Raw genomic sequence first — 22,421 nt, forward strand, 5'->3', positions numbered from 1 at the left:
CGGGCAGCAGTGGCAATGTGACAGATTCGTGATGTTGACACCGCTTAGCATGGCCTTACCGTCACGCAAAGATAACAGGGTGGAGAAAGTGCACATGGCCGACATTGACTACTTTTTTGCGACACTGTCGCCCTATTCCTACCTCGCCGGACTGCGGCTGGAGGAGATCGCGGCCAAGCACGGCGCCACTATCGCGTACAAGCCTGTTGACATCATAGCGCTGTTCGGGCGCACCGGCGGCGTGCCCCCCAAGGACCGCCACCCGTCGCGCATCGAGTATCGTGCGCAGGAACTGGTGCGCCAAGCCAAGAAGACGGGCCTGCCGTTCAACCTGCAACCTGCACATTGGCCGACCAACGCAGCGCCGTCCTCATACGCCATCATCGCGGCCATTCAGGATGGATCGGGCGACGTGGGCAAACTGTGCCATTCCTTTCTGCGCGCCTGCTGGGCCGAGGACAGGGACATCGCGCAGGATGACGTGATCCGCGACTGTCTGGCCGGGGCGGGCTTTGACCCGGCGCTGGCCGACAGCGGCCTGCTGATCGGGGCCGAGACCTACGCCGCCAATCTCGAAGAAGCGGTGGACCGCGGCGTGTTTGGCGCGCCTTTCTACATCACGCAAGACGACCAAAGGTTCTGGGGGCAGGACCGGCTTGAGGATCTGGACCAGCATCTGGCGACGCTCAAGGCATGACCAAGGCCAAGCCCGTGCTGCCGCCCGTTCACGTTCGCACTCTTGGGGCGGGCACCCGCATGGCGCTGGCGCTGCATTGCACGATCGCGCATTCCGGTGCGTGGTCGGGTCTGGCGGCCGCTTTGGGCAACCGGGCCACGCTGATCGCACCCGACATGCTGTCGCACGGGCGCAGCCCGGATTGGGACGGGCAGGGAGATTTCTTCGACCTGACCACAGCCCTGTCGCGGGCGCAGCTGAGCGAGCCGATGGACGTGATCGGGCATAGTTTCGGTGCGATGGTCGCGCTGCGGCTGGCCATCGAATGCCCGGACCTGGTGCGCAGCGCCGTTCTGATCGAACCCGTGTTCTTTGCCGTCGCCCACCAAGACGCGCCTGCGCTTGCGGCGCAACACGCGGCCGAGTCTCAGCCCTACAAAGCCGCCCTTGCTGAAGGCGACGCGCCCCGGGCCGCCCGCCTGTTCAACCGCATGTGGGGCACGACCGACCGTAGCCCGCGCTGGCCGGATCTGCCCGAGCGGACCCGAAATGCGATGATCCGGGGTGTTGGCGTGGTTGGCGCGGTCGAGGGGCCGCTGTTCCGCGATACCACTGGCCTGCTGGCCCCGACGGCCATGGCGCGGGCTACGATGCCGATCCTGCTGCTGCATGGTTCGGCCTCGCACCCGATCATGGCCGTGGTCAATGCCGGGCTGCGCGCCCGCTTGCCCGATGCGCTGCAGGCTGTTCTTGAGGGGGCAGGGCACATGCTGCCCATCTCGCACCCGGGCGAGACGGCAGCGCAGGTCGAGGCGTTCTGGCGCGCCTAGAGCAGCGCCAGGAACCGGTCGATTTCTTCGGTCGGTGTCGACCAGTCGCAGACGAACCGGCAGGCGAGCATCTCGTCCTCGTCCGGGCCGTCCAGCGAGTCGCCCCACAGGTGATAGACAGCACCGGCCGCGTGTAGCCGCTTGTGTAGGCTGCGGGGAAAGCTGGCAAAGATGATGTTGGCCTGGGGTTCATGCAGAAACTGCGCACCCGCAGCCCGCAGCCCATCGGCCAGACGCGCACAGTTGGCGTTCGCCTTTCGGGCCGATCGCAGCCACAGATCATCGCGCAGATAGGCCGCCATCTGGGCCGACAGATACCGGTGCTTGGAAAACAGATGCGCCCCGCGCTTGCGGCGCAACTCGAACTCCCAGGCCTTGCTTTCGTCGAAGAAGATCACCGCTTCGACCCCCATCAGCCCGTTCTTGGTGCCGCCAAAGCTGACCGCATCCACGCCCGCCTTCCACGTCATCTCGGCCGGAGAGCAGTTCAGCGTGACCAGCGCATTGGTGAACCGTGCGCCATCCATGTGGACGGGCAGGCCGAACTCCTTGGCGACCCCGCACAGCGCCTGCAGCTCGGCCAGCGAATAGACCGAGCCCCGCTCGGTCACCTGCGTGATCGACACCGGGCCACGCTGAGGACCGTGCACGCCGCGGGTCTCTTCTGCGGCGATGGTGCGGCGCAGTGCATCCGGCTGCATCTTGTCGCCGCCCGGAACCAGCGTCAGCTTGGCGCCAGTGTAGAATTCGGGCGCGCTGCACTCGTCCTCATGAATATGCGCGACGGGCGAGCAGAATATGGTCTCCCACGGTTGCGACAGGGTCGCCAGGGCCAGCGAGTTGGCCGCCGTTCCGGTCGCCACCAGATAGACCGCTGCCCCGGGCGCCTCAAAGATGGCCCGAATCCGGTCGCGCACTTCGTTCATCAGATCGTCGGCGCCGTAAGCCATCTGATAGCCCTGATTGGCCTCGGCCAGAGCGGTCAGGACCTCGGGGTGGACGGGCCCGGAATTGTCAGAGGCGAAATGCATCAGGTTGGCTCCTCGATGATATAGTCTTCCCACTCTTCCTGGGGCGTCTCGAATTCGGACACGGTCAGGCCCTGAACCGAAACGCCAACGGCGTGGACGCTGTCGGGCGACCCTGACAGCAACGGGTGCCAATCGTAAAGGGGCTTGCCCTCCCACAACAGGCGGTAGGCGCAGGTCTGCGGCAACCAGTAAGCGTGTTCGTGAATGTTGTCCGGGCGCATGACGATGCATTCCGGTACGAACTGGTGGCGGATGTCATACTGGGTGCAGCGGCAAGTCGCGTCATCCAGCAGCCGGCAGGCGACACGGGTCAGGGCAACCTCGCCGCTGTCCTCGTCCTCGAGTTTGTTCAGGCAGCACTTGCCGCAGCCGTCGCACAGGGCTTCCCATTCACGCGGAGTCATCTTTTGCAGGGGTTTGCGCTCCCAAAAACGTGGGGTCAGCCCGGCGCGGTCGATCGGATCCTTGCTCATGTCGCGGCCAGGATCTTGCGCGCGCGATCGCAGTCTTCGGTCATCTGGGCGATCAGAGCATCGAGGCCGTCAAAGGTCATCTCAGGGCGCAGGAATTCGACCAGGCCCACCGAGAGGGTCGCACCATAGAGATCGCCGGAGAAGTCAAACAGGAAGGTTTCGATATTCGGGACCTCGCCATGGAACATTGGCCGCACCCCGACCGAGGCCGCCCCGTGATAGCTGCCGGCATGCGGGCCATCCAGCACGTCGACCAGAACCGCATAGACGCCGAATTTCGGGGGGTGGATTCCTTCGATCGACATATTGGCCGTCGGAAAGCCTAATTCGCGGCCGCGCTGTTCGCCGCCGATCACCTCGCCTTCGATCCGGTGCCAGTGGCCCAGCATGGCCGCCGCGTCCCGCGGGCGACCATCGCTCAGGGCTTGCCGGATCGCGGTGGACGAGACCACGTGAGCGGATTGCTGCATCAATGGGGCGATGGTGACGCCGAACCCCATCTGCCGGCCGAACTGCACCATATCCTGCGCGGTGCCGCTGCGGCCTTTACCGAAACAGAAATCGGCCCCGATCACCACATGGGCCAGACCCAAACCTTCGCAGATCACGTTGCTGGCGAATTCCTCGGGCGTCAGCCCGGCGAGCGCTGCGTTGAACGGCAGTTCGTACAGTTTCTGCACACCCAGCTTCTCCAGCCGGTGCGCACGCGCATTGCCGCGCATCAGACGAAAGGGCGGGGCTTCCGGGGCGAAATATTCGCGCGGGTGCGGCTCGAAGGTCAGAACGCCCAAGGGCGCATCGGGGCATGCCTTCCGGGCCAGATCGATCACCGACTGGTGGCCAATATGAACGCCATCGAAATTCCCGATCGCGGCGCTGGCGCCGCGGTCCTCTGGATCGACATACTTGTAGTCCCGGATGATCTGCATGGGGCTTGCCTAGCGGGACTGTCCACCGGGTTCAAGCGGCAGTTCCAGACCGGGGCTTGGCTGGTCAATAAAACCTGCCGTCAGTCGAACTTCCTCGAGGGGGCCAGAACCATGGCCTCGCCTACCAGGACCTTCTTGCCTTCGACCGAGCAGTGGCAGTCCAGCTTGACTCGGCGCTTGGCAAAGTCGATGTCGATCACCTTGACCTCGGCATAGACCATGTCGCCGGGGCGGACCGGCGCAAGGAATTTGAGCGACTGACCCATGTAGACAGTCCCATGGCCCGGAAGCTGTTCGCCGATCACGGCCGAGATCAGACCAGCGGTCAGCATCCCGTGGGCGATGCGCCCTTCGAAAATCGTATCGCGGGCATAGTCGTCATCCAGATGCACCGGGTTCCGGTCGGTCGAGACCTGGGCGAACATCTCGATGTCTTCGTCCGTTACCACTTTGCGCAGGTGCCGGGTCATACCCATTTCGATGTCTTCGATACAGATCGTTCCGCGCGGAAGATTGTCCAACATGTCGCCCTCACTATGCATCGGTCCGGCAACAAAAAATCACCAACGACCCAAGATTGGTAACTTTATTACTTCGCAACTGCAGAAAATCAAGCGTTTTCTGCTTAGCGTAGGCGGCCGATCGTATAGGTTGGGTTAATCTTTTCCTTGAGAATATAATCGCTCAAGGCATCCGGATCCGGCTGGTGCGACGTTTTTGTTTCCGATGCCGCCAGCCCGCCGCTGATGAAAAGGGAATCAATGCCCTCACCCATGGCGCCCGCGATATCGGTATGCGGCCCGTCGCCGATCGCGAGGATCTCGTCGTCTGATATGTCCACTCCCAGCGCGCGAAGGCGGCGCCGTGCCAGATCGTAGATGGGCGGATGCGGTTTGCCGAAATACAGGCTCTCTCCACCCATCTCGGTGTAGAGCTTGGCCAGCGCACCGGCGCACCATTCCCGCACCTCGCCCCGATCGACGACGATGTCAGGGTTGGCGCACAGCAGCTTCAGGCCTTTCTGCTTGGCGTACAGGAAGTCCGGCCGGTTCACGGCCGGATCGGCCATCGGATCGAACGGGCCACAGCAGACGATCCCCTCGGCCTGGTCCAGCGGCACGCGTTCGATGTGGATCGGGTGATCCAGAATTTTCAGTGGCTCGAAAAAGCCCGCGTCCCGATCCCATTCGCCCATTAAATAAACTTTTTCACCAACTGCACCGCGAAACATTGCCGAGCGCGCGGAATCACCGCTGGTCGCGATCGTGTCGTACGCATCCGAAGGAACGTTGAACTGTTTCAGTTGCTCGGCTACGCCAGCTCGCGGTTTTGGTGAATTGGTCACCAAAACCACCTTTCCCCCTTTGCTGCGGTAGGCTTTCAACGCGTCGACGGCCTCTGGGAAGGCGGTGATACCATTGTGCACGCACCCCCACAGGTCCACAAAAAGGGCTTTGTAGCGGTCGGATACCGCGTCGAGAGCAGGGATGATCTGGGTCATGATTGTCTCTTCTGGCTTGGGCCTCGCATCAACCCAAGCCTATGGCAGAGCCGGACCGAATTTGCCAGAGGGGGCTCTGCCCCCGCCGCCTTGGGACGGCTCCACCGGGATATTTGCCGCCAGATGAGGGGCGACACCTTGACTTCATCTGGCCCAAAATATCCCGGAGCGCGAGGCAGAGCCTCGCAAATGAAATGGCACCCGCACAGCGGGTGCCAATCCTTGTGTTTCGGCGAAGTCAGACCTTCAGGTTCGGAATGATCTGCTTCTTGCGGCTCATGATTCCCGGCAGAACGACGGTGTCGCCGTCAACCGAGGCGCCAAAGCTCTTTTCGGCGACGGATTTGACCAAGTCGTTGGGCACCAGCAGGGTGGCCTCTTCATTCAGGATGTCAACGACGAAGAGCAGAACCTGGTCCACGCCATCTTCCTTGGCCACTTCGAGCATCGACTGGGCGAGGCTGTCCTTGCGGTCCAGCACCACGCTCGGCGCGGTGGTTTCCAGAACGGAGACGCGGAACTTGGTGCCGTCGACTTCGTATTCCTTGCTGTCCATGCGGATCAACTCGGCGTCCGAGAAAGACGACACATCGGATTTGGCTGCGAACATTTCTGCGGCGTAGGCCGAGATGTCCAGGCCCAAGTCGGAGGCCAGCTTCTCGGCAACGTCTCGGTCATGTGTGGTTGTGGTTGGAGAGCGGAATTCGAGTGTGTCCGACAGAATGCAGGTCAGAGCGGCGCCTTTGATGGTGTCGGGCATCTTGGCGGCATCGTCGCCCATGAGGTCGATCATGATGGTTGCGGTACAGGCCAGCGGACGCACGGTGATGTCGATCGGGCCTTTGGTTTCAAGCCCGCCGACCAGCTTGTGGTGGTCGATGATGGCCCGGATATCGGCGTTGTTAACGTTGGCCGGCAACTCGGCCGGGTTGTTGGTGTCGACGATGACAACCGGAGCATCGGTCTCGACATCCCCGATGATGCGCGGCTTGGGCAGGTCCCAGCGCTGCAGCATGAAGGCGGCCTCGGTGTTGGGTTCGCCCAGCAGGACGGCCTCGGCCTTTTCGCCTTTGACTTCGTTGAGATACCAGGCCCACAGGATCGGAGATCCGGTCGAGTCGGTGTCGGGGGATTTATGGCCAAATACTTGGATGGTCATTTTGGATTCCTGATGCTGGATGTTTGCGCGCCTTATAGAAGGCGGGGCGGGCCTTGTCACCCGGCAGAAAAGGGCCTGCGACCGTTGGTCTGACGCCCGCCGCGCCTGATCAGAACGGCGCCCGGGTCAGGCTGTACCCGGCGAGTGAGAGTTGGTTCAGCAGCCCGTGCCGCCCGGGCAGGTGTCCGGCGCCAACCGCAACCACTGCGGTTTGGCTGTCAAGCGCCAGAATCTTTTGCATCCAGTTGGCATTGCGCTGGACCAGCATCTGATCTTCGAAACCGGCCCATTCGCGGGCAAACACCTCGGGCGACAGCCCCGAAGCATCGCGCCCCAGAATTTTCGCCAATTGCAGGATTTCGGCGTGTTTCTCCTCGATATACGCGTTGGCCATCGTCGCCATCTGGTCGTCTTCGGCCTGCAATGCATCGGCCATGCGAACCAGCGACTGCACCTGGTCTTCCAGGGGGTGGCTCTGGAAGATTGCGATCAGGTCCTCGATCCTTTCCAGGGAATATTGCGGGATCCCTCGCGCCTGCGCCAGTTCGGCCAGGCGCACGTCCATACCGTAGTCGGCGTCGGGCATCTGCAGCATGCAAGGCGGCATGCCCAGCATCATCGAAAGGAACCAGGGCTGCATCTTGGCCGCCATCCACCCAGGTATGCCGCGCGCGGCAAGAGAGGCCGAGATCCGCGCCCAGTCCGATTCGCTCATCATCTCGATCAGGGTGGGGCCGGAGGTGATCAGAACCGGGCTAAGATCCGTCGCCAAGGTCTTTTCAAATTCAGCCATGTCGGATTGGGTGATCTCGAAATAGAATGCGTCGGCCCGGCTCAGCGTCGGGGTCAGCCGCTCGATGATCGGGCCCATGCGCGGGTCGTTGATGTGGAGCGTTCCGATCAGGTGCAGGACCGTGTCCCCCTTGCGCGCAATCCAGTGGTTGCCTTCGGGAAATGGCGTCTGGCTGACGGCGGCCTCCAGTTCGGCGCGCGTTTCAGGCGCCATGGCCAGCCGCAGATCGCGCCCGTCGCAGGCGGCCTTGCCCACGACAGGGGACAACAGAAACAGTGCAAGCAGGAACAGGCGCATGGAACGATCCGATTGCAGGAAATCTCGCCCGTCCTTAGACCCCGCGCATGCGCCATGCGCAACCCATCCACTGGCATTCCCCGAGATTCCCCGTAGCATGAGCGCATGAACCGCGAGCAGGACCTCTATCCCCCGATCAAAGCGCTTCTCGAGCGCCAGGGCTACGTCGTCAAGGGCGAAGTCGGCGCGGCCGACATCGTCGCCGTCCGGGGCGCTGAGGACCCCGTCATCGTCGAGTTGAAGCTGCGATTCTCGCTGGCGCTGTTCCATCAGGCAGTAGCGCGCCAGAAGATCACCGATCATGTCTATATCGCCGTTTGCAGACCGACAGGGCGGACGGCAAGGCGCGCGCTGCGGGACAACCTGTCCCTGTGCCGGCGGCTGGGGTTGGGTCTGATGACCGTCCGCGGCGACGGTGCGGTCGATGTCCATTGTGATCCGGGGCCTTACTCGCCGCGCAAGGCCAAGCGCAAGGCTGCCGGCCTGCTGCGCGAGTTCGATCGGTTGCAGGGCGATCCGAATGCTGGGGGCGCCACCCGCCATGGCATCGTGACAGCCTATCGCCAGGACGCATTGAAATGCGCTGCCCATCTGGCCGAAAACGGTGCCACCAAGGGCGCCGAGGTGGCCCGCGCCGCGCAAGTGCCCCACGCCACACGCCTGATGCGCGACAATCACTATGGCTGGTTCGAGAAGGTCGAGAAGGGCATTTATGCCCTTTCAGCCGCAGGGCGTGCGGGCTTGAAACACTGGGCCTGCAGCTGGGAAAACGGTGACTAATCCGCGCTGGGCGCGGCGAAAAAATTTTTCATCGGGATTGTTGACAGCTTCCGGGCGACCGCCTAGCTATACGCCGTTAGCACTCGCCGAGTGTGAGTGCTAACGCCTCGCTAAGCCGCGAGGAGGGGATTAACAACCTTTGAGCCTCAAGGAGCTGCAAAGATGGCATTCAAACCACTTCATGACCGGGTGCTGGTGCGCCGCGTGGAAAGCGAAGAGAAGACCGCCGGCGGTCTGATCATTCCCGACAGTGCAAAAGAAAAACCCAGCGAAGGTATTGTCGTTGCTTGTGGCGAAGGCGCCCGCAAGGACAGCGGCGAGCTGATCCCGATGGCCGTTTCCGAAGGCGACAAGATCCTGTTCGGCAAATGGTCGGGCACCGAAGTCACCGTCGACGGTGAAGAGCTGCTCATTATGAAAGAGAGCGACATTCTGGGCATTGTCGAGGCGTCGTCCGCCGCGAAGGCCGCCTGAACGCCTCGGATCATCTGAGACACGCAATTTACCGAAGATACGGAGAGAGACATGTCTGCAAAGGACGTCAAATTCGATACCGATGCCCGCAACCGCATGCTGAAGGGCGTCAACATCCTGGCTGATGCCGTCAAAGTGACCCTGGGCCCCAAAGGCCGCAACGTGGTGCTGGACAAATCGTTCGGCGCGCCGCGGATCACCAAGGACGGTGTTTCGGTCGCCAAAGAAATCGAACTGGAAGACAAGTTCGAAAACATGGGTGCGCAGATGGTGAAGGAAGTCGCCAGCCGCACCAACGACGAAGCCGGTGACGGCACCACCACCGCAACCGTTCTGGCTCAGGCCATCGTCAAGGAAGGCCTCAAGCAGGTTGCAGCCGGCCTGAACCCGATGGACCTCAAGCGCGGCATCGACATGGCAACCGCCAAGGTCGTCGAAGCCATCAAAGCCGCTGCCCGCGAAGTCAAGGACAGCGACGAGGTTGCGCAGGTTGGTACCATCTCGGCCAACGGCGAAGCTGAAATCGGCCGCCAGATCGCAGACGCGATGCAGAAGGTCGGCAACGAAGGCGTCATCACCGTCGAAGAGAACAAAGGTCTGGAAACCGAGACCGACGTCGTCGAAGGCATGCAGTTCGATCGCGGTTACCTGTCGCCCTACTTCGTGACCAATGCCGACAAGATGATCGCCGAGCTGGAAGACTGCATGATCCTGCTGCACGAGAAGAAGCTCTCGTCGCTGCAGCCGATGGTTCCGCTGCTGGAGCAGGTGATCCAGTCGCAGAAGCCGCTGCTGATCATTGCCGAGGACGTTGAAGGCGAAGCGCTGGCAACCCTGGTTGTCAACAAGCTGCGTGGCGGCCTGAAGATTGCTGCCGTCAAGGCTCCGGGCTTCGGCGATCGCCGCAAGGCCATGCTGCAGGACATCGCAATCCTGACCGGCGGTCAGGTCATCAGCGAAGAACTGGGCATGAAGCTGGAAAACGTCACCATCGACATGCTGGGTTCGGCCAAGAAGGTCACCATTTCGAAAGACGAAACCACGATCGTCGACGGTGCTGGCGAGAAGGCCGAGATCGAGGCACGCGTTGCCCAGATCCGCGCCCAGATCGAAGAAACCACCAGCGACTATGACCGCGAGAAGCTGCAGGAGCGCGTTGCCAAGCTGGCCGGCGGTGTTGCCGTGATCCGCGTCGGTGGCATGACCGAGGTTGAAGTGAAAGAGCGCAAGGACCGCGTGGACGACGCTCTGAACGCAACCCGTGCGGCCGTTCAGGAAGGTGTCGTCGTGGGTGGCGGTGTTGCCCTGGTTCAGGCCGGCAAGGCGCTGGGCGACGTGAAAGGCGCAAACGCCGATCAGGACGCAGGCATCAACATCATTCGCAAGGCCATTGAGGCTCCGCTGCGCCAGATCGCCGAGAACGCAGGCGTCGATGGTGCCGTGGTTGCCGGCAAGGTCCGCGAATCGACCGATCCGGCCTTCGGCTTCAACGCCCAGACCGAAGAGTATGGCGACATGTTCAAGTTCGGCGTGATCGACCCGGCCAAAGTGGTGCGGACCGCTCTGGAAGACGCAGCCTCGGTTGCCGGTCTGCTGATCACCACCGAAGCCATGGTTGCCGACAAGCCCGCCAAGGAAGGCGCTGGCGCCGGTGCCGGCATGCCCGACATGGGCGGCATGGGCGGCATGATGTAAGCAATCGAATTCGCCTCGGCGAATTCGACCTCCCGATCAGGGAGCATCTGCTGAAGATGATGCGGGGTCGCCTTCGGGCGACCCCGTTTTTTTGCCGCGCACCGATGCACGCGGCGGACCGGTCGAAAGCAGAAGATGTCGCGGGCGAAAGGAATGGGGTGAGTGTCGGCGATGAAACGGCTAAGGAGGGGGCATGCGACTGATTGCTCTGACCACTTTGACCATGTGCGCCTTTGCGGCCAACTCGGTCCTGACCCGGGCCGCCATTGACGGTGGCGCCAGCGACCCGGCCGGGTTCGCGGTCGTGCGGGTTATGTCCGGAGCCGTGGTTCTAGCCTGCCTTGTGATGCTGCGCTCTGACCGGTTGCGGCTGTGGCATCCCCGCCGCATCGTCGGGGCAGGGGCGCTGTCCCTCTACATGGTCGGATTTTCCACCGCCTACCTGACATTGGATGCCGGGCTTGGGGCACTGATTCTGTTTGGCGTCGTGCAATTGTCGATGTTCGCGGCCAGCAGCCTTAATGGGGCGGCTGCGGATAGGCGGCAGGTGGCGGGAGCGGTGGTCGCGATGGCCGGGCTGACTTGGGTCCTGTGGCCATCGGGCTCTGTTCGGGTGGATCCGACAGGCGCGGCTCTGATGGCCGCCGCGGGGGTCGGCTGGGCCGCGTATTCCCTTGCGGGTCGCACTGAAGGTGATCCGCTGGCGGGTACGGCCGCCAATTTCGTATGGGCGCTTCCGGTCACTGCGACCGTGCTGCTGGCGATCGGTGGCACATGGCACCTAACCCCTTGGGGTTTTGCGTTGGCCGCTCTCTCTGGCGGTGTCGCCTCGGGGCTGGGGTATGCTCTGTGGTATCGCATCCTGCCGTTGATGGCCCCGGCTCAGGCGGCGGTCGTGCAACTCAGCGTGCCGGTGATCGCCATCGTCGCGGGGGCGGTTTTGCTGAACGAGGCGCCCGGAGCGCGGCTTGTACTGGGCGCCGGTCTTGTTCTTGGCGGTATTCTGGTGGCGGTCTTGCAGCCGAAAGCCAGCCAGACCTTTCCTCGGTCGGGATAAAGCATTATCTGGCGGGAATGCGTTTTCTGATCGTCATCCTTCTGTGCCTGGCGCCTTCGCTGGCGCACGCCAAATGCGTGGTTCTTCTGCATGGGCTTGCCCGGACCGAGGCATCCTTTTCGGTCATGGAGGAATTGTTCGAACTGCACGGTTATGACGTCGTGCGCCCGGGCTACCCTTCCACCGACCTGCCGATTCCCGAATTGGCGGACCAGACCTTGCCAGCGGCCTTTTCGGCCTGCAACGGCGACACGGCGAACGTGGTGGCGCATTCGATGGGCGGCATCCTGCTGCGCTATTGGCTGCAGGATCATCGCCCGGAAAACCTGGGCCGCGTGGTCATGCTGGGCCCGCCCAATCAAGGAAGCCAGCTGGTCGACGAACTAGGCGATCTCGAGGCGTTCGGCCTGTTGAACGGGCCTGCGGGACTGCAGCTGGGAACAGGCTCCGAGGGCATCCCCCGACGCCTGCCACCGGTGGATTTCAAACTCGGGGTGATCGCCGGGGAAAACTCGTTGAACCCTGTCTTTTCGGCGCTGGTCGACGGGCCGGACGACGGCAAGGTCGCGGTCGAGGAAACCAAGGTCGAAGGCATGGCCGACCACATCGTCTTGCCGGTGACACACACCTTCATGATGAACAACCCGCGGGTCATGGCCCAGGCGCTGCATTTCATCGAATACGGATCTTTCGACCGCAGCATCACCTGGCTGGACGGTGTTCTCGATATCATCGATGAGATCTGCATCGGCCAGGACTGCGGCGAACCCAACTCGGAGCCCACGCGGTGACCGCATTGGAACTGACCTTTACCGGGGCGCAGGTCCTGCACCCTGACTGCGGACTTGTCGGTGACGACCTCTCGATCGCCGATGGCTTGATCCAAGAAGGCGGCGGTGCGCAGGTCGTTGATCTGAACGGCTATCTGGTCCTGCCGGGCATCATCGACCTGCACGGCGACGGGTTCGAGCGTCACATCGCCCCGCGCCGGGGGGCCATGAAGCAGATGGACGAGGGCATCCGTGCCGCCGAGGCCGAGCTGGCGGCCAATGGCATCACCACCGCCGTGCTGGCGCAATTCTACAGCTGGGAGGGCGGCGTGCGCGGCCCTCGTTTCGCCGCCGACGTGTTCCGCGCGATCGCGGCGGTGAAGGGCAGTGTGGTCACTGACCTGATCCCGCAGTTGCGGTTCGAAACCCACCTGCTGGACGATTATGCCCACCTGCCGAGGCGCATCGCCGAGTGGCAGGTGCCCTATGTCGTGTTCAACGATCACCTGCCGCATGACCGTCTGGCGCAGGGGCGCACCCCGCCGCGTTTGACAGGGCAAGCGCTCAAGGCCGGTCGCAGCCCCGAGGCGCACCTGAAGATGCTGCAGGCGATGCATGCCCGGACCTCCGAGGTACCCTCTGCGCTTGATGCGCTGTGCGCGGCGCTGGCCCGGCAAGGCGTGCGTCTGGGCAGCCATGACGACGCGACGGCAGAGGCCCGTTCCCACTGGCGCAAACGCGGCGTGCATATCGCCGAATTTCCCGAAACGCTCGAGGCGGCCGAGGCAGCCAAGGCTGCGGGCGATCACGTCATTCTGGGCTCGCCCAACGTGGTGCGGGGCGGATCGCACAAGGGCAATGTCAGCGCGCTGGACCTGCTCGCCATGGGGCTGTGCGATGTGCTGGCGTCGGATTACCACTATCCCAGCCCGCGCAGGGCGGCGCTGACGCTGATGAAATCGGGGCTGATGGATCTGGCGGGCGCATGGGCGCTGGTGTCGTCGGGGCCCGCGCGGGTACTTGGCCTTGAAGACCGCGGGTCGCTGCAACCCGGCAAACGCGCCGATCTGGTCATTCTGGACGCTGAAACGCAGCGCGTGGCGGCAACCATCGCCGGCGGCCGGGTCAGTTTCCTGTCGGGGGATATCGCCGGGCGGTTCGTCGCCGCGGCGCGCTAGCGTTTGATCCGGTTGAAATGGCCCATCTTGCGGCCCGGCTTGACCTCGGCCTTGCCGTACAGGTGCAGGGCCACGTCACGCTGTTGCGCAAGCTCGGGCACGCGGTCCATGTCGTCGCCGATCAGGTTCTCCATCACCACATCCGCGTGACGCTGCCCGTCGCCCAGCGGCCAGCCGGCAACGGCGCGGATATGCTGCTCGAACTGATCGACCGCGCAGCCGTTCTGCGTCCAGTGACCCGAGTTGTGAACGCGCGGCGCGATCTCGTTCACGATCAGGCCCTGCGGTGTCACGAACAGTTCGACCCCCATGACGCCGACATAATCCAGCGCGTTCAGGATATTCGCGGCCAGCAGCACCGCGTCGGTCCGCAGGGCGGGGGACAGGCGCGCGGGCACTGTGGTCGTGTGCAGGATGCCGTCGCGATGCACGTTCTCGCCGGGGTCGAAACAGGCCACCTGGCCGTCCAGCCCGCGGGCGGCGATGATCGACACCTCGTGGCTGAAATTCACGAAGCCTTCCAGGATCGCGGGTGCACCCTGCATGTCGGCCAGCGCGGCCCGGGCGTCCTCGGGCGTCTTCAGCCGCGCCTGCCCCTTGCCGTCATAGCCGAAGCGGCGGGTCTTGAGGATCGCCGGCGTGCCGATCCGTTCGATGGCGGCCTGCAGGCTGTCCAGGTCGGTCACATCGGCAAAGGGTGCGGTGTTCAGGCCCAGACCTTGCAGGAATGTCTTTTCGGTCAACCGGTCCTGGCTGACCCGCAGCGCCTCGCGGCCGGGCCGGATGGGGCGGTACAACTCCAGAACGTCCAGCGCCTCGGTCGGGATGTTTTCGAACTCGTAGGTGATGACATCGACGGATTGCGCAAAAGCGGCCAGCGCCTCGGCATCCTCATAGGATGCGGTGGTCACGCGATGCGCCACCTGGCCCGCGGGCGGGTTGGCGCCCGGCTCAAAAATATGGGTCACGAAGCCCAGTCGCGCCGCGGCCATCGACAGCATCCGGCCCAATTGGCCGCCGCCCAGAATTCCGATCACCGCGCCGGGCTGCAAGGGGCTACTCATCGCGGGGCTCCTCGGGGATCGAGTCCGACAGTGCCGCACGCCAGGCGTCCAGCCGGTCGGCTAGGGCTGCGTCCTGCAGGGCCAGAATGCCAGCGGCCATCAGGCCGGCATTGGCGCCGCCGGCCGAACCGATGGCCATGGTCGCAACCGGAAAGCCCTTGGGCATCTGCACAATGGAATAGAGCGAGTCGACACCGGACAGCGCCCGCGTCTGAACTGGAACGCCGATCACCGGCACCCGCGTCTTGGACGCAATCATGCCCGGTAGGTGCGCGGCACCGCCAGCGCCGGCGATGATCACCTGAAGCCCGCGCTGCACGGCGCTCTTCCCGTACTCCCACAGACGGTCCGGCGTACGGTGGGCCGAGACGATCTTGGCCTCGTAGGCCACACCCAGTTCGTCCAGTATCTCTGCAGCGCCTTTCATTGTGGGCCAGTCCGACTGGCTGCCCATGATGATTCCGACCTTGATCTCGCTCATCTGCCCTGTTCCCCGCCTGCGTTAGGAAGCGCGCACTATAGTGAAATCCGCTTGCGTGGCAATGCGGTTGACCGCGCCGGATCAGGCGATGATGTCAGGGGTCAGGCGATCCTCGATCAGCCGGATGATGTCCTTCAGGCGCAGCTTCTGTTTCTTCAGCCGCTTCACCGTCAGCTGATCGGCGGTGCCGGTCGCCTCGAGCGCCTTGATCGCCTCGTCCAAGTCGCGGTGCTGCTGGCGGAACACCTCCAGTTCGACGCGCAGAACCTCGTCGGTTTTCATCGAAATGTCGGTGGGCGCATTCATGGGCGACTCATTCGTGGCTGGTGGAGCGTGACCCACAGAATAGTGCGTTCGGGTGAAATCTCCTAGACCTTGTGGTCGGCCGTATTTCACCCCATATTCTGATGTGTGCGGTTGCCGACTTGGGGCCGCGCATCACGTCGCTTTGACAAAGAAGGACGAGAAAACGTGTCAAAACTTACTCTTGGCTCATACCCGCATCTTCTGGGGTTCGAGCAGTTGGAACGCCTTCTGGAACGGTCCGCAAAGGCCGGAAACGAAGGGTATCCGCCCTACAACATCGAACAGACATCCGATCACTCGTACCGCATCACCCTGGCCGTGGCCGGGTTTTCCGAAGACGACCTGTCGATCACCATCGAGGATCGGCAACTGGTGATCCGGGGCCGTCAACGCGACGACAGCGAGGGGCGCGTGTTCCTGCATCGCGGCATCGCGGCCCGTCAGTTCCAGCGCATGTTCGTTCTGGCCGACGGGGTCGAAGTGGGCGAGGCCATCATGGAAAACGGTCTGCTGCACATCGACCTGACCCGCGCCGTGCCGGAAGCCGTGGTGCAGACGATCAACATCAGGAAAGGGTAAGCCATGAATACACCGTATGAAATCAACACCGAAGGCGATCGGATCGTCTATGTGAAAGCCGTGGACGTGGCCAAGCTGCCGCATGAGGTGCGCGCGCAGGCCGGAGATCTGGAACATCTCTATGCCGTCCACAACTCGGATGGGCAGCAATTGGCGCTGGTTGCCGACCGCAAGCTGGCCTTCGTTCTGGCCCGCCAGCATGACCTGTCGCCGGTGGCCGTGCACTGACACGGCCCGCGACGGCGCAGTTCAGGCCGCGCGAATGGACATACTCCCACCCGCAGGGCCCGGCCCTGAGCACAGACCGACAGGGCACGAGGGCATATGAGCTGGTTCGAATTCGATTGGGTGGACGCCTTCAGCGACCGCGCCTTTGGCGGAAATGGATGTGCGGTCGTGCATGAGGGCGCGCATCTGCCGGAGCCCGTTTGCACCGCTTTCGTCCGCGAAACCTCGTTGGTGGAATGCACCTTTACCGGCCCTTCGGACGTGGCCGATGTCCGGGTGCGCTATTTCCTGGCCAGCCGTGAAATTCCCTTTGCCGGTCACCCGACCATAGCCACCGTGGCGGCGATGCGCAGTCGCGGGCTGATCTTGGGCAACACCCTGACCCTGGAAACCGGTACGGGGATCGTGGGCATCCGTTTGGATGGCGACCAGATCGAGATGACGCAGGTCGCGCCGGAGTTCGGCCCGCATGTCGCGCCCGAGCTGGTGGCGGCCGCCATCGGGCTGCCCGCCAGCGCGATCGTTTCGCCGCCGCAGTTGGTTTCGACCGGGCTGCCGTTCTGCATTACCGTCCTGCGCGATCACGCGGCCCTGCGCGCGGCACAACTGAACCTGGATGCGCTGCGCCAAGTGGCGCAGACGGCGGGCTATTCAGGCGCCGACATGGCCGAACCTTTCCTGGTGACGCTGCAAGGCGCAACCGAGGCGGGCGACACGTTCTCGCGCCTGCTACTGGCCCCGCCCAGCCCGCCGGAAGACCCGTTCACCGGATCGGCCACCGGCGCCATGGCGGCGTATCTGTGGAAATACGGGCTTATGGCCAAGGACAGCTTTGTCGCCGAACAGGGCCACGACATGGGCCGCCCGGGGCAGGCCGTCGTCACCCGCGTGGGGCCGCCGGATGCGATGACGGGCATCAAGGTCGCCGGGTGCGGGTTCGTCCTGATGCGCGGCCAGACCGACCTGCCGGACACCCTGCAATGACCGAATCTGCGATCGCGATTCTGCCCTACGGCCACCGTCTGGGGCCGAAACTGACATCGGTGCCGCTGTCCGATCTGATCTGGCCTTTGGGCTGCCCCGAGCGGTTGACGGGCAAGACCGTGGGCGACCTGACACCATCGGACCATCTGCTCATGTATCCCAACTCGACTGTGCATTTGCGGCTGCGGCGCGGCACGCGGGCGCGGATATCTCTGATGATGGGCGAGCCGTCGGCCATCCATGGCAAGCATGACCGGATGCTGCGATGGACCTGGCGGCGATTCTTCCGGGTGTTCACCTTCCACGAGGTGTTGCTGGACAGCTTGCCCAACGCGGTGTTCCTGCCCTATGGCGTGACCCAGGTGCCCGATTGGCGCGACTTGGACGTGACCAAGCACCGGTCGTGCTCGCTGATCGCCTCGGCCAAGCGCGATCTCGAGGGGCATCAGCTACGCCATGCGGTGATCGACTGGGCGCGCGAAGCGGGGGCCGATGTCGACATCATGGGCCGTGGCTACAACCCGTTCGAGCGCAAATCCGACGGGCTGGCGCCTTATCGCTATTCGGTCATCATCGAAAACGTGCGTGAGCGGAACTACTTTTCAGAAAAACTGACTGACGCGATCCTGTGCGCGACCGTGCCGATCTATTGGGGCTGCCCGAATATCGGTGATTTTTTCGATACCAAGGGCATGATCCTGTGTAACAGCCAAGCCGATATCCAGCGTGCGATTCAATCGGCGTCCGAAGAGGATTATCAATCACGCCTGCCGCATCTGCGGGCCATACAGGACAAGGCGGCGTGGTTCGGCGATTTCGAAACCCGCGCGGCACAGGCCCTGCGTGACGCCTTGCGCGGCTGACGATCACCTTTGGCGCCGGACCAAAAAGAAAGGCCCCCGGAAACCGGGGGCCTCTGAACTTTGGGGCAGCTCGGATCACGACGCCGCGATCAGCCCCATGCTTTCCAGCTTCAGCAGAACCTGGTGGGCGCAGTTGTCCACGTCCACATTCTCAGTCTCGACCCGAAGTTCCGGGTTTTCGGGCACGTCATAGGGGTCCGAAATTCCGGTGAATTCCTTGATCTTGCCTTCGCGCGCTAGCTTGTACAGGCCCTTGCGGTCGCGGCGCTCGCATTCCTCGAGGCTGGTGGCCACGTGGACCTCGCAGAAGGCGCCAAACTGCTCGATCTCCTCACGCACGGCGCGGCGTGTGGCCGCGTAGGGTGCGATCGGGGCACAAATGGCAATGCCGCCATTCTTGGTGATCTCGGAGGCCACATAGCCGATGCGGCGGATGTTCAGGTCGCGGTGTTCCTTCGAGAAGCCCAGTTCCGAGCTGAGGTTCTTGCGGACGATGTCACCGTCCAGCAGCGTGACGGGACGGCCGCCCATCTCCATCAGCTTGACCATCAGAGCGTTGGCGATGGTCGATTTGCCCGAGCCCGAGAAACCGGTGAAGAAGACGGTAAAGCCCTGCTGGCTGCGCGGCGGATAGCGGCGGCGCAGCTGCTCGACCACCTCGGGGAACGAGAACCACTCGGGGATCTCGAGCCCTTCGCGCAGACGGCGGCGCAGTTCGGTGCCCGAGATGTTCAGGATCGTGACGTTGTCCTTGTCCTCGATCTCGTCCGCGGGTTCGTACTGGGCGCGCTCCTGCACATAGACCATGTGTTTGAAGTCGACCATCTCGATGCCGATCTCGTCCTGGTATTTGCGGAACAGGTCCTGCGCGTCGTAGGGACCATAGAAGTCCTCGCCCTGGCTGTTCTTGCCCGGGCCGGCATGGTCGCGGCCGACGATGAAATGGGTGCAGCCGTGGTTCTTGCGGATAAGGCCGTGCCAGACCGCTTCGCGCGGGCCTGCCATGCGCATCGCCAGGTTAAGCAGGCTCATCGTAGTTGTCGAGGCCGGGTATTTGTCCAGCACCGCCTCATAGCAGCGTACGCGGGTGAAGTGGTCGACATCGCCGGGCTTGGTCAGGCCTACGACCGGATGGATCAGCAGGTTGGCCTGCGCCTCACGCGCGGCACGGAAGGTCAGTTCCTGATGCGCGCGGTGCAGCGGGTTGCGGGTCTGAAACGCGACGATGCGGCGCCAGCCCAGCTTGCGGAAATAGGCGCGCAGCTCGTTCGGCGTGTCGCGGCGGGCTTTGAAGTCGTAATGCACCGGCGGCTGGATACCGGTCACGGGACCGCCAAGGTAAACCTTCCCGGCCACGTTGTGCAGATAGTTGACGGCCGGGTGCGCCAAGTCGTCAGCACCGAAAACCTTTTCGGCCTCGCGCGACTTGTCCGGGGTCCAGCGGTCGGTCACCGTCATGGTGCCCAGGATCACGCCTTCTTGGTCGCGCAGGGCGATGTCCTGACCCAGCTCGATCTGTTCGGCGAACTCTTCACTGACATCCAGTGTGATCGGCATCGGCCAAAGGCTGCCATCGGCCAGGCGCATTTTCTCGACCACGCTGTCATAGTCGGCTTCGGTCAGGAAACCCTTGAGCGGGTTGAACCCGCCGTTCATCAGCAGTTCCAGGTCGCAAATCTGGCGCGGGGTCAGATCCCAGCTGGTCAGGTCGGCGGCTTCGACCTTCAGCTTCTGTGCGGATTCATAAGAAACATACAGCTCCGGGATCGGGGCCAGATTACTCAACATCGTCATTGCAATACTCTTGTCGCAGTGTGGTTGCTTGGTGATTCAGGTGCGTTCCGTGGGGGCATGTGCCCCGGTCGGTGAGCAAAGTCCACACCGTTTCATGAAACAAAGGAGGATATGCGCGGTTTTTGCCGGTTTTGGAAGAATTTTCCCCGAAAATCTCGCGAACGTAGCCAGATTTCTGCAAATCGCCGACAATCGGGTCAGTCGGCGATGATTTGTTCCGCGGGCGCCAGCAAAGTGTTCAGATCGCTGGCACGTTCAACCGCCAGCGCGGCCAGCGGTTCCGACACGCCGCGCAGCAGGAAACTTCGCAAGGTCAGCGCATCGGTCGCGACCCCCGCCGCGCGCAACACGATCTCCGAGGCCAGAAGCTCGACCCCAAGGGCTTTGGTTTCGCTCTCCAAGCGGCTGGCCACGTTGACCGCGTCGCCGATGATCGTGCGGGCTGCATGACCGGCAGCGCCGATTTCGCCCAGGACCAGATCGCCCAGATGCAGGCCCATGCCGATGCGGATCTCGGGGCTGTTTTCCGCAGCCAGCTTATGGTTGAACCGCTGCAGGGCCCGGCTGATATTTGCTGCGGACTTCAATCCGGCTCGGGCCGAACTGGCCGCATCCGCCGTTTCGTAGACCGCCAGCAACCCGTCGCCCATGTATTTGTCGACGGTGCCCCCGTCGGCGGTGATGGCCGGAACGATCGCATCGAAGAACCGGTTCAACAGAAACACGATGTCGTAGGGCAGTTGCCCGGTAGTGCGCGCCGTAAAGCCGCGCATGTCGAGAAACAGCACGGCCAGTTTCCGTTCCTGCCCCTGGCTGGCATGGGCGCGTTGCCGCCCGCCGTCGGGCCGGAACACCCGGAACACGGTCAGCGGATCCTGGGGGCGGACCTGGCAGGCGAGGCGCGTGCGGTCGGCGGCACCAACGGCCTTCAGGCTGCGCGCTTCGGACGAGCTGGGCGCGGGCAGCCGGTCCGCGCCGTCTTCGACGATCACCCGGCAGGTGGTGCATCGCCCTTTGCCGCCGCACAGGGCGGTATGGGGAACGCCGTTGGCCCGCGAGATTTCCAGCAGGGTCAGCCCTTTTTCCGACACCACCTCGGGGCCGTCCACATAGCGCACCCGGACCGAATGCCGCCTGCGCCATATCTTGCGCCCGAAATGCACCGCGAGCGCCGCGCCCAGCGCCACCCAGAACACCATCAGCACGTTGTCTTTCACGCCGAGCATGGTTTCAAAGGCTTCGGGGCCGGGCCAGTTGTAATGTTCGACATACTGCTCGCGCAGGTCGGGATCGGCGAAATCGGCCCAGATGCGCCTCCCCTCGGTCAGCAGGCCGGCCAAGGCAAAGCCGGGAATGAACACGGCGACGCCGATCAGATAGGGCACCAGCTTGCCCCACCAGCGGGTCAGTCTCAGCCACATGTGCAGCCCGATGCAGCCGTGGATCCAAACCACCAGCATCAACGTGCTCTGCATCCAGATGGCCACGTTGGGCCACATCAGGATGATGATGTAACCCATCTCGTCATTGACGCCGAAAACCTCATGCGCATAGCGCGTGTGCACGATATGCGAGATCAACTGTAGGGGGATCAACAGTCCCAGCACCACTTGCAGGGCTGTTTGAAAAGGCATGCGCAGCGTCCGGCGCCGGGCGATCGAAACCAGGGCAAGCCCGGCATGGGTCAGCAGTGCAGAATACAGCAGAACGCCGCCCAGAACATGCCGGGTGACCTCCTGCCGCGCATCCTGCATCCCGTGCAGGTGGTCGGTGTGAAACAGACCCAGCCCTATATTCAGGAAATGAAAGAAGGCGAAGGTGAACAGAACCAAGCCGCTAGCGATGCGCAGGCGGGTCGTCCAACTGCCCTGCCAAAGAGGGTTGCCCAATCTATCACCCGTTTCTTACGTGCGTGCCGTAAGTCTGCGGCGCGGGGGTACCCCGGGTCAAGCGTAGGGCAAAACGAAAAAAAAACGCGGCACCTGCGTGCCGCGTTTTAGGGGTTATTCCTGTTCGGCCAGGAACCGTTCGGCATCCAGCGCCGCCATGCAGCCCATTCCGGCCGAGGTCACCGCCTGCCGATACACATGGTCGGTCAGGTCGCCGGCCGCGAACACGCCGGGGATCGAGGTCTGCGTGGTGCCGGGTTTGGTTTTGACATAGCCGCCCATATGGGTTTCCAGCACGTCCTTGACCAGCTCGTTGGCGGGCGCGTGGCCGATGGCGACGAACACACCCTTGCAGGGGATCTCGGTGATCTCGCCGGTCTTGACGTTTCTCACCCGCACGCCTTCGACGCCCAGCGGATCCTCGGTGCCGAACACCTCTTCCAGTTCGTGGAACCACAGCGGCTCGATCTTTTCGTTCTTGAACAGGCGGTCTTGCAGTATCTTTTCGGCGCGCAGCTCGTCCCGGCGGTGGATTAGCGTGACCTTGCTGGCGAAATTGGTCAGGAACAGCGCTTCTTCCACGGCGGTGT

At 63.3% G+C, this 22,421-nt stretch carries 25 protein-coding genes; 12 read left to right on the plus strand and 13 right to left on the minus strand.

What is annotated here, in order from left to right; all coding sequences use genetic code 11:
* The first annotated feature begins 94 nt into the window (after positions 1–94).
* Both AC2FMM_RS10855 and AC2FMM_RS10860 read left to right on the plus strand, forming a co-directional pair.
* Positions 95–697: a 2-hydroxychromene-2-carboxylate isomerase gene (locus AC2FMM_RS10855; protein WP_496678620.1), complete on the plus strand. Its 603-nt coding sequence runs from the start codon at positions 95–97 to the stop codon at positions 695–697.
* A complete protein-coding gene (locus AC2FMM_RS10860; RefSeq protein WP_496796550.1) occupies positions 694–1,506 on the plus strand; it encodes an alpha/beta fold hydrolase in 813 nt (270 codons plus the stop codon). Before AC2FMM_RS10855 ends, AC2FMM_RS10860 begins: the two co-directional genes overlap by 4 nt.
* Here the strand turns inward: AC2FMM_RS10860 and AC2FMM_RS10865 are convergent.
* The 7 genes from AC2FMM_RS10865 to AC2FMM_RS10895 form a co-directional block, all read right to left on the minus strand.
* Positions 1,503–2,537, minus strand: coding sequence for a threonine aldolase family protein (locus AC2FMM_RS10865; RefSeq protein ID WP_496796551.1), 1,035 nt, complete (start codon positions 2,535–2,537; stop codon positions 1,503–1,505). The genes AC2FMM_RS10860 and AC2FMM_RS10865 overlap by 4 nt on opposite strands.
* Positions 2,537–3,010 (minus strand): YcgN family cysteine cluster protein, encoded by a 474-nt coding sequence (locus tag AC2FMM_RS10870; RefSeq protein WP_496796552.1) that lies wholly within the window; start codon positions 3,008–3,010, stop codon positions 2,537–2,539. The genes AC2FMM_RS10865 and AC2FMM_RS10870 overlap by 1 nt, the downstream gene beginning before the upstream one ends.
* Positions 3,007–3,939 (minus strand): bifunctional riboflavin kinase/FAD synthetase, encoded by a 933-nt coding sequence (locus AC2FMM_RS10875; protein ID WP_496678612.1) that lies wholly within the window; start codon positions 3,937–3,939, stop codon positions 3,007–3,009. Before AC2FMM_RS10875 ends, AC2FMM_RS10870 begins: the two co-directional genes overlap by 4 nt.
* A gap of 80 nt (positions 3,940–4,019) precedes the next feature.
* Positions 4,020–4,463: a MaoC family dehydratase gene (locus AC2FMM_RS10880; protein WP_496796553.1), complete on the minus strand. Its 444-nt coding sequence runs from the start codon at positions 4,461–4,463 to the stop codon at positions 4,020–4,022.
* A 101-nt stretch (positions 4,464–4,564) separates the two neighbouring features.
* The gene (locus AC2FMM_RS10885; RefSeq protein ID WP_496796554.1) at positions 4,565–5,440 is read right to left on the minus strand and encodes a TIGR01459 family HAD-type hydrolase; all 876 of its coding nucleotides are present in this window, start codon (positions 5,438–5,440) and stop codon (positions 4,565–4,567) included.
* 238 nt (positions 5,441–5,678) lie between these two features.
* Entirely contained in the window at positions 5,679–6,599 is a 921-nt protein-coding gene (locus AC2FMM_RS10890) for a manganese-dependent inorganic pyrophosphatase (RefSeq protein WP_496795217.1), read from the minus strand.
* 109 nt (positions 6,600–6,708) lie between these two features.
* Positions 6,709–7,689 carry a TraB/GumN family protein gene (locus AC2FMM_RS10895; RefSeq protein ID WP_496796555.1) on the minus strand — a complete coding sequence of 327 codons (981 nt, stop codon included), beginning with the start codon at positions 7,687–7,689 and terminating at the stop codon, positions 6,709–6,711.
* 105 nt (positions 7,690–7,794) lie between these two features.
* Here AC2FMM_RS10895 and AC2FMM_RS10900 point away from each other — a divergent pair, with 105 nt between their 5' ends.
* The 6 genes from AC2FMM_RS10900 (at position 7,795) to AC2FMM_RS10925 (ending at position 13,643) form a co-directional block, all read left to right on the plus strand.
* Entirely contained in the window at positions 7,795–8,469 is a 675-nt protein-coding gene (locus AC2FMM_RS10900) for a DUF2161 domain-containing phosphodiesterase (protein ID WP_496796556.1), read from the plus strand.
* 162 nt (positions 8,470–8,631) lie between these two features.
* Positions 8,632–8,943: a co-chaperone GroES gene (locus AC2FMM_RS10905; RefSeq protein WP_496678603.1), complete on the plus strand. Its 312-nt coding sequence runs from the start codon at positions 8,632–8,634 to the stop codon at positions 8,941–8,943.
* Positions 8,944–8,994: 51 nt separating this feature from the next.
* On the plus strand, positions 8,995–10,638 hold the full coding sequence (groL, locus tag AC2FMM_RS10910) for a chaperonin GroEL (protein WP_496678602.1): 1,644 nt from the start codon (positions 8,995–8,997) through the stop codon (positions 10,636–10,638).
* A gap of 193 nt (positions 10,639–10,831) precedes the next feature.
* The gene (locus tag AC2FMM_RS10915) at positions 10,832–11,695 is read left to right on the plus strand and encodes a DMT family transporter (RefSeq protein ID WP_496796557.1); all 864 of its coding nucleotides are present in this window, start codon (positions 10,832–10,834) and stop codon (positions 11,693–11,695) included.
* Positions 11,696–11,712: 17 nt separating this feature from the next.
* On the plus strand, positions 11,713–12,486 hold the full coding sequence (locus AC2FMM_RS10920; RefSeq protein ID WP_496796558.1) for an alpha/beta fold hydrolase: 774 nt from the start codon (positions 11,713–11,715) through the stop codon (positions 12,484–12,486).
* Positions 12,483–13,643, plus strand: a complete 1,161-nt coding sequence (locus tag AC2FMM_RS10925; protein ID WP_496796559.1) for an alpha-D-ribose 1-methylphosphonate 5-triphosphate diphosphatase — start codon at positions 12,483–12,485, stop codon at positions 13,641–13,643. Before AC2FMM_RS10920 ends, AC2FMM_RS10925 begins: the two co-directional genes overlap by 4 nt.
* On the opposite strand, the gene AC2FMM_RS10930 is transcribed toward AC2FMM_RS10925, so the two are convergent.
* From AC2FMM_RS10930 to AC2FMM_RS10940, 3 genes are all read right to left on the minus strand, one after another.
* Positions 13,640–14,707 carry a 5-(carboxyamino)imidazole ribonucleotide synthase gene (locus AC2FMM_RS10930; protein ID WP_496796560.1) on the minus strand — a complete coding sequence of 356 codons (1,068 nt, stop codon included), beginning with the start codon at positions 14,705–14,707 and terminating at the stop codon, positions 13,640–13,642. The two genes, AC2FMM_RS10925 and AC2FMM_RS10930, sit on opposite strands and share 4 nt — an antisense overlap.
* Positions 14,700–15,188, minus strand: a complete 489-nt coding sequence (gene purE / locus AC2FMM_RS10935; protein ID WP_496796561.1) for a 5-(carboxyamino)imidazole ribonucleotide mutase — start codon at positions 15,186–15,188, stop codon at positions 14,700–14,702. Before purE ends, AC2FMM_RS10930 begins: the two co-directional genes overlap by 8 nt.
* 81 nt (positions 15,189–15,269) lie before the next feature.
* Positions 15,270–15,494: a YdcH family protein gene (locus tag AC2FMM_RS10940; protein WP_005981552.1), complete on the minus strand. Its 225-nt coding sequence runs from the start codon at positions 15,492–15,494 to the stop codon at positions 15,270–15,272.
* A gap of 165 nt (positions 15,495–15,659) precedes the next feature.
* On the opposite strand from AC2FMM_RS10940, the gene AC2FMM_RS10945 reads away from it, so the two are divergent.
* From AC2FMM_RS10945 to AC2FMM_RS10960, 4 genes are all read left to right on the plus strand, one after another.
* A complete protein-coding gene (locus AC2FMM_RS10945) occupies positions 15,660–16,073 on the plus strand; it encodes an Hsp20 family protein (protein WP_149776452.1) in 414 nt (137 codons plus the stop codon).
* A 3-nt stretch (positions 16,074–16,076) separates the two neighbouring features.
* Positions 16,077–16,301, plus strand: coding sequence for a DUF1150 family protein (locus AC2FMM_RS10950; RefSeq protein ID WP_496678593.1), 225 nt, complete (start codon positions 16,077–16,079; stop codon positions 16,299–16,301).
* 96 nt (positions 16,302–16,397) lie between these two features.
* Positions 16,398–17,285: a PhzF family phenazine biosynthesis protein gene (locus tag AC2FMM_RS10955; protein ID WP_496711259.1), complete on the plus strand. Its 888-nt coding sequence runs from the start codon at positions 16,398–16,400 to the stop codon at positions 17,283–17,285.
* Positions 17,282–18,148 carry a hypothetical protein gene (locus AC2FMM_RS10960; RefSeq protein ID WP_496678591.1) on the plus strand — a complete coding sequence of 289 codons (867 nt, stop codon included), beginning with the start codon at positions 17,282–17,284 and terminating at the stop codon, positions 18,146–18,148. The genes AC2FMM_RS10955 and AC2FMM_RS10960 overlap by 4 nt, the downstream gene beginning before the upstream one ends.
* A gap of 75 nt (positions 18,149–18,223) precedes the next feature.
* Here AC2FMM_RS10960 and AC2FMM_RS10965 read toward each other — a convergent pair whose 3' ends face one another.
* The 3 genes from AC2FMM_RS10965 to AC2FMM_RS10975 form a co-directional block, all read right to left on the minus strand.
* On the minus strand, positions 18,224–19,942 hold the full coding sequence (locus AC2FMM_RS10965) for a bifunctional sulfate adenylyltransferase/adenylylsulfate kinase (RefSeq protein WP_496711258.1): 1,719 nt from the start codon (positions 19,940–19,942) through the stop codon (positions 18,224–18,226).
* Between the two features lie 197 nt (positions 19,943–20,139).
* On the minus strand, positions 20,140–21,831 hold the full coding sequence (locus AC2FMM_RS10970) for an adenylate/guanylate cyclase domain-containing protein (RefSeq protein WP_496796562.1): 1,692 nt from the start codon (positions 21,829–21,831) through the stop codon (positions 20,140–20,142).
* A 114-nt stretch (positions 21,832–21,945) separates the two neighbouring features.
* Positions 21,946–22,421 (minus strand): NAD(P)/FAD-dependent oxidoreductase (locus AC2FMM_RS10975; protein ID WP_496796563.1); only part of this gene is annotated, 476 nt, incomplete at its 5' end.

This window comes from Ruegeria sp. BHSC043 (assembly GCF_059612985.1).

Coding starts and splice junctions, on each gene's coding strand:
- AC2FMM_RS10855 (WP_496678620.1), top strand. CDS start 95: ATGGCCGACATTGACTACTTTTTTGCGACACTGTCGCCCTATTCCTAC.
- AC2FMM_RS10860 (WP_496796550.1), top strand. CDS start 694: ATGACCAAGGCCAAGCCCGTGCTGCCGCCCGTTCACGTTCGCACTCTT.
- AC2FMM_RS10865 (WP_496796551.1), bottom strand. CDS start 2,537: ATGCATTTCGCCTCTGACAATTCCGGGCCCGTCCACCCCGAGGTCCTG.
- AC2FMM_RS10870 (WP_496796552.1), bottom strand. CDS start 3,010: ATGAGCAAGGATCCGATCGACCGCGCCGGGCTGACCCCACGTTTTTGG.
- AC2FMM_RS10875 (WP_496678612.1), bottom strand. CDS start 3,939: ATGCAGATCATCCGGGACTACAAGTATGTCGATCCAGAGGACCGCGGC.
- AC2FMM_RS10880 (WP_496796553.1), bottom strand. CDS start 4,463: ATGTTGGACAATCTTCCGCGCGGAACGATCTGTATCGAAGACATCGAA.
- AC2FMM_RS10885 (WP_496796554.1), bottom strand. CDS start 5,440: ATGACCCAGATCATCCCTGCTCTCGACGCGGTATCCGACCGCTACAAA.
- AC2FMM_RS10890 (WP_496795217.1), bottom strand. CDS start 6,599: ATGACCATCCAAGTATTTGGCCATAAATCCCCCGACACCGACTCGACC.
- AC2FMM_RS10895 (WP_496796555.1), bottom strand. CDS start 7,689: ATGCGCCTGTTCCTGCTTGCACTGTTTCTGTTGTCCCCTGTCGTGGGC.
- AC2FMM_RS10900 (WP_496796556.1), top strand. CDS start 7,795: ATGAACCGCGAGCAGGACCTCTATCCCCCGATCAAAGCGCTTCTCGAG.
- AC2FMM_RS10905 (WP_496678603.1), top strand. CDS start 8,632: ATGGCATTCAAACCACTTCATGACCGGGTGCTGGTGCGCCGCGTGGAA.
- groL (WP_496678602.1), top strand. CDS start 8,995: ATGTCTGCAAAGGACGTCAAATTCGATACCGATGCCCGCAACCGCATG.
- AC2FMM_RS10915 (WP_496796557.1), top strand. CDS start 10,832: ATGCGACTGATTGCTCTGACCACTTTGACCATGTGCGCCTTTGCGGCC.
- AC2FMM_RS10920 (WP_496796558.1), top strand. CDS start 11,713: ATGCGTTTTCTGATCGTCATCCTTCTGTGCCTGGCGCCTTCGCTGGCG.
- AC2FMM_RS10930 (WP_496796560.1), bottom strand. CDS start 14,707: ATGAGTAGCCCCTTGCAGCCCGGCGCGGTGATCGGAATTCTGGGCGGC.
- purE (WP_496796561.1), bottom strand. CDS start 15,188: ATGAGCGAGATCAAGGTCGGAATCATCATGGGCAGCCAGTCGGACTGG.
- AC2FMM_RS10940 (WP_005981552.1), bottom strand. CDS start 15,494: ATGAATGCGCCCACCGACATTTCGATGAAAACCGACGAGGTTCTGCGC.
- AC2FMM_RS10950 (WP_496678593.1), top strand. CDS start 16,077: ATGAATACACCGTATGAAATCAACACCGAAGGCGATCGGATCGTCTAT.
- AC2FMM_RS10955 (WP_496711259.1), top strand. CDS start 16,398: ATGAGCTGGTTCGAATTCGATTGGGTGGACGCCTTCAGCGACCGCGCC.
- AC2FMM_RS10960 (WP_496678591.1), top strand. CDS start 17,282: ATGACCGAATCTGCGATCGCGATTCTGCCCTACGGCCACCGTCTGGGG.
- AC2FMM_RS10965 (WP_496711258.1), bottom strand. CDS start 19,942: ATGACGATGTTGAGTAATCTGGCCCCGATCCCGGAGCTGTATGTTTCT.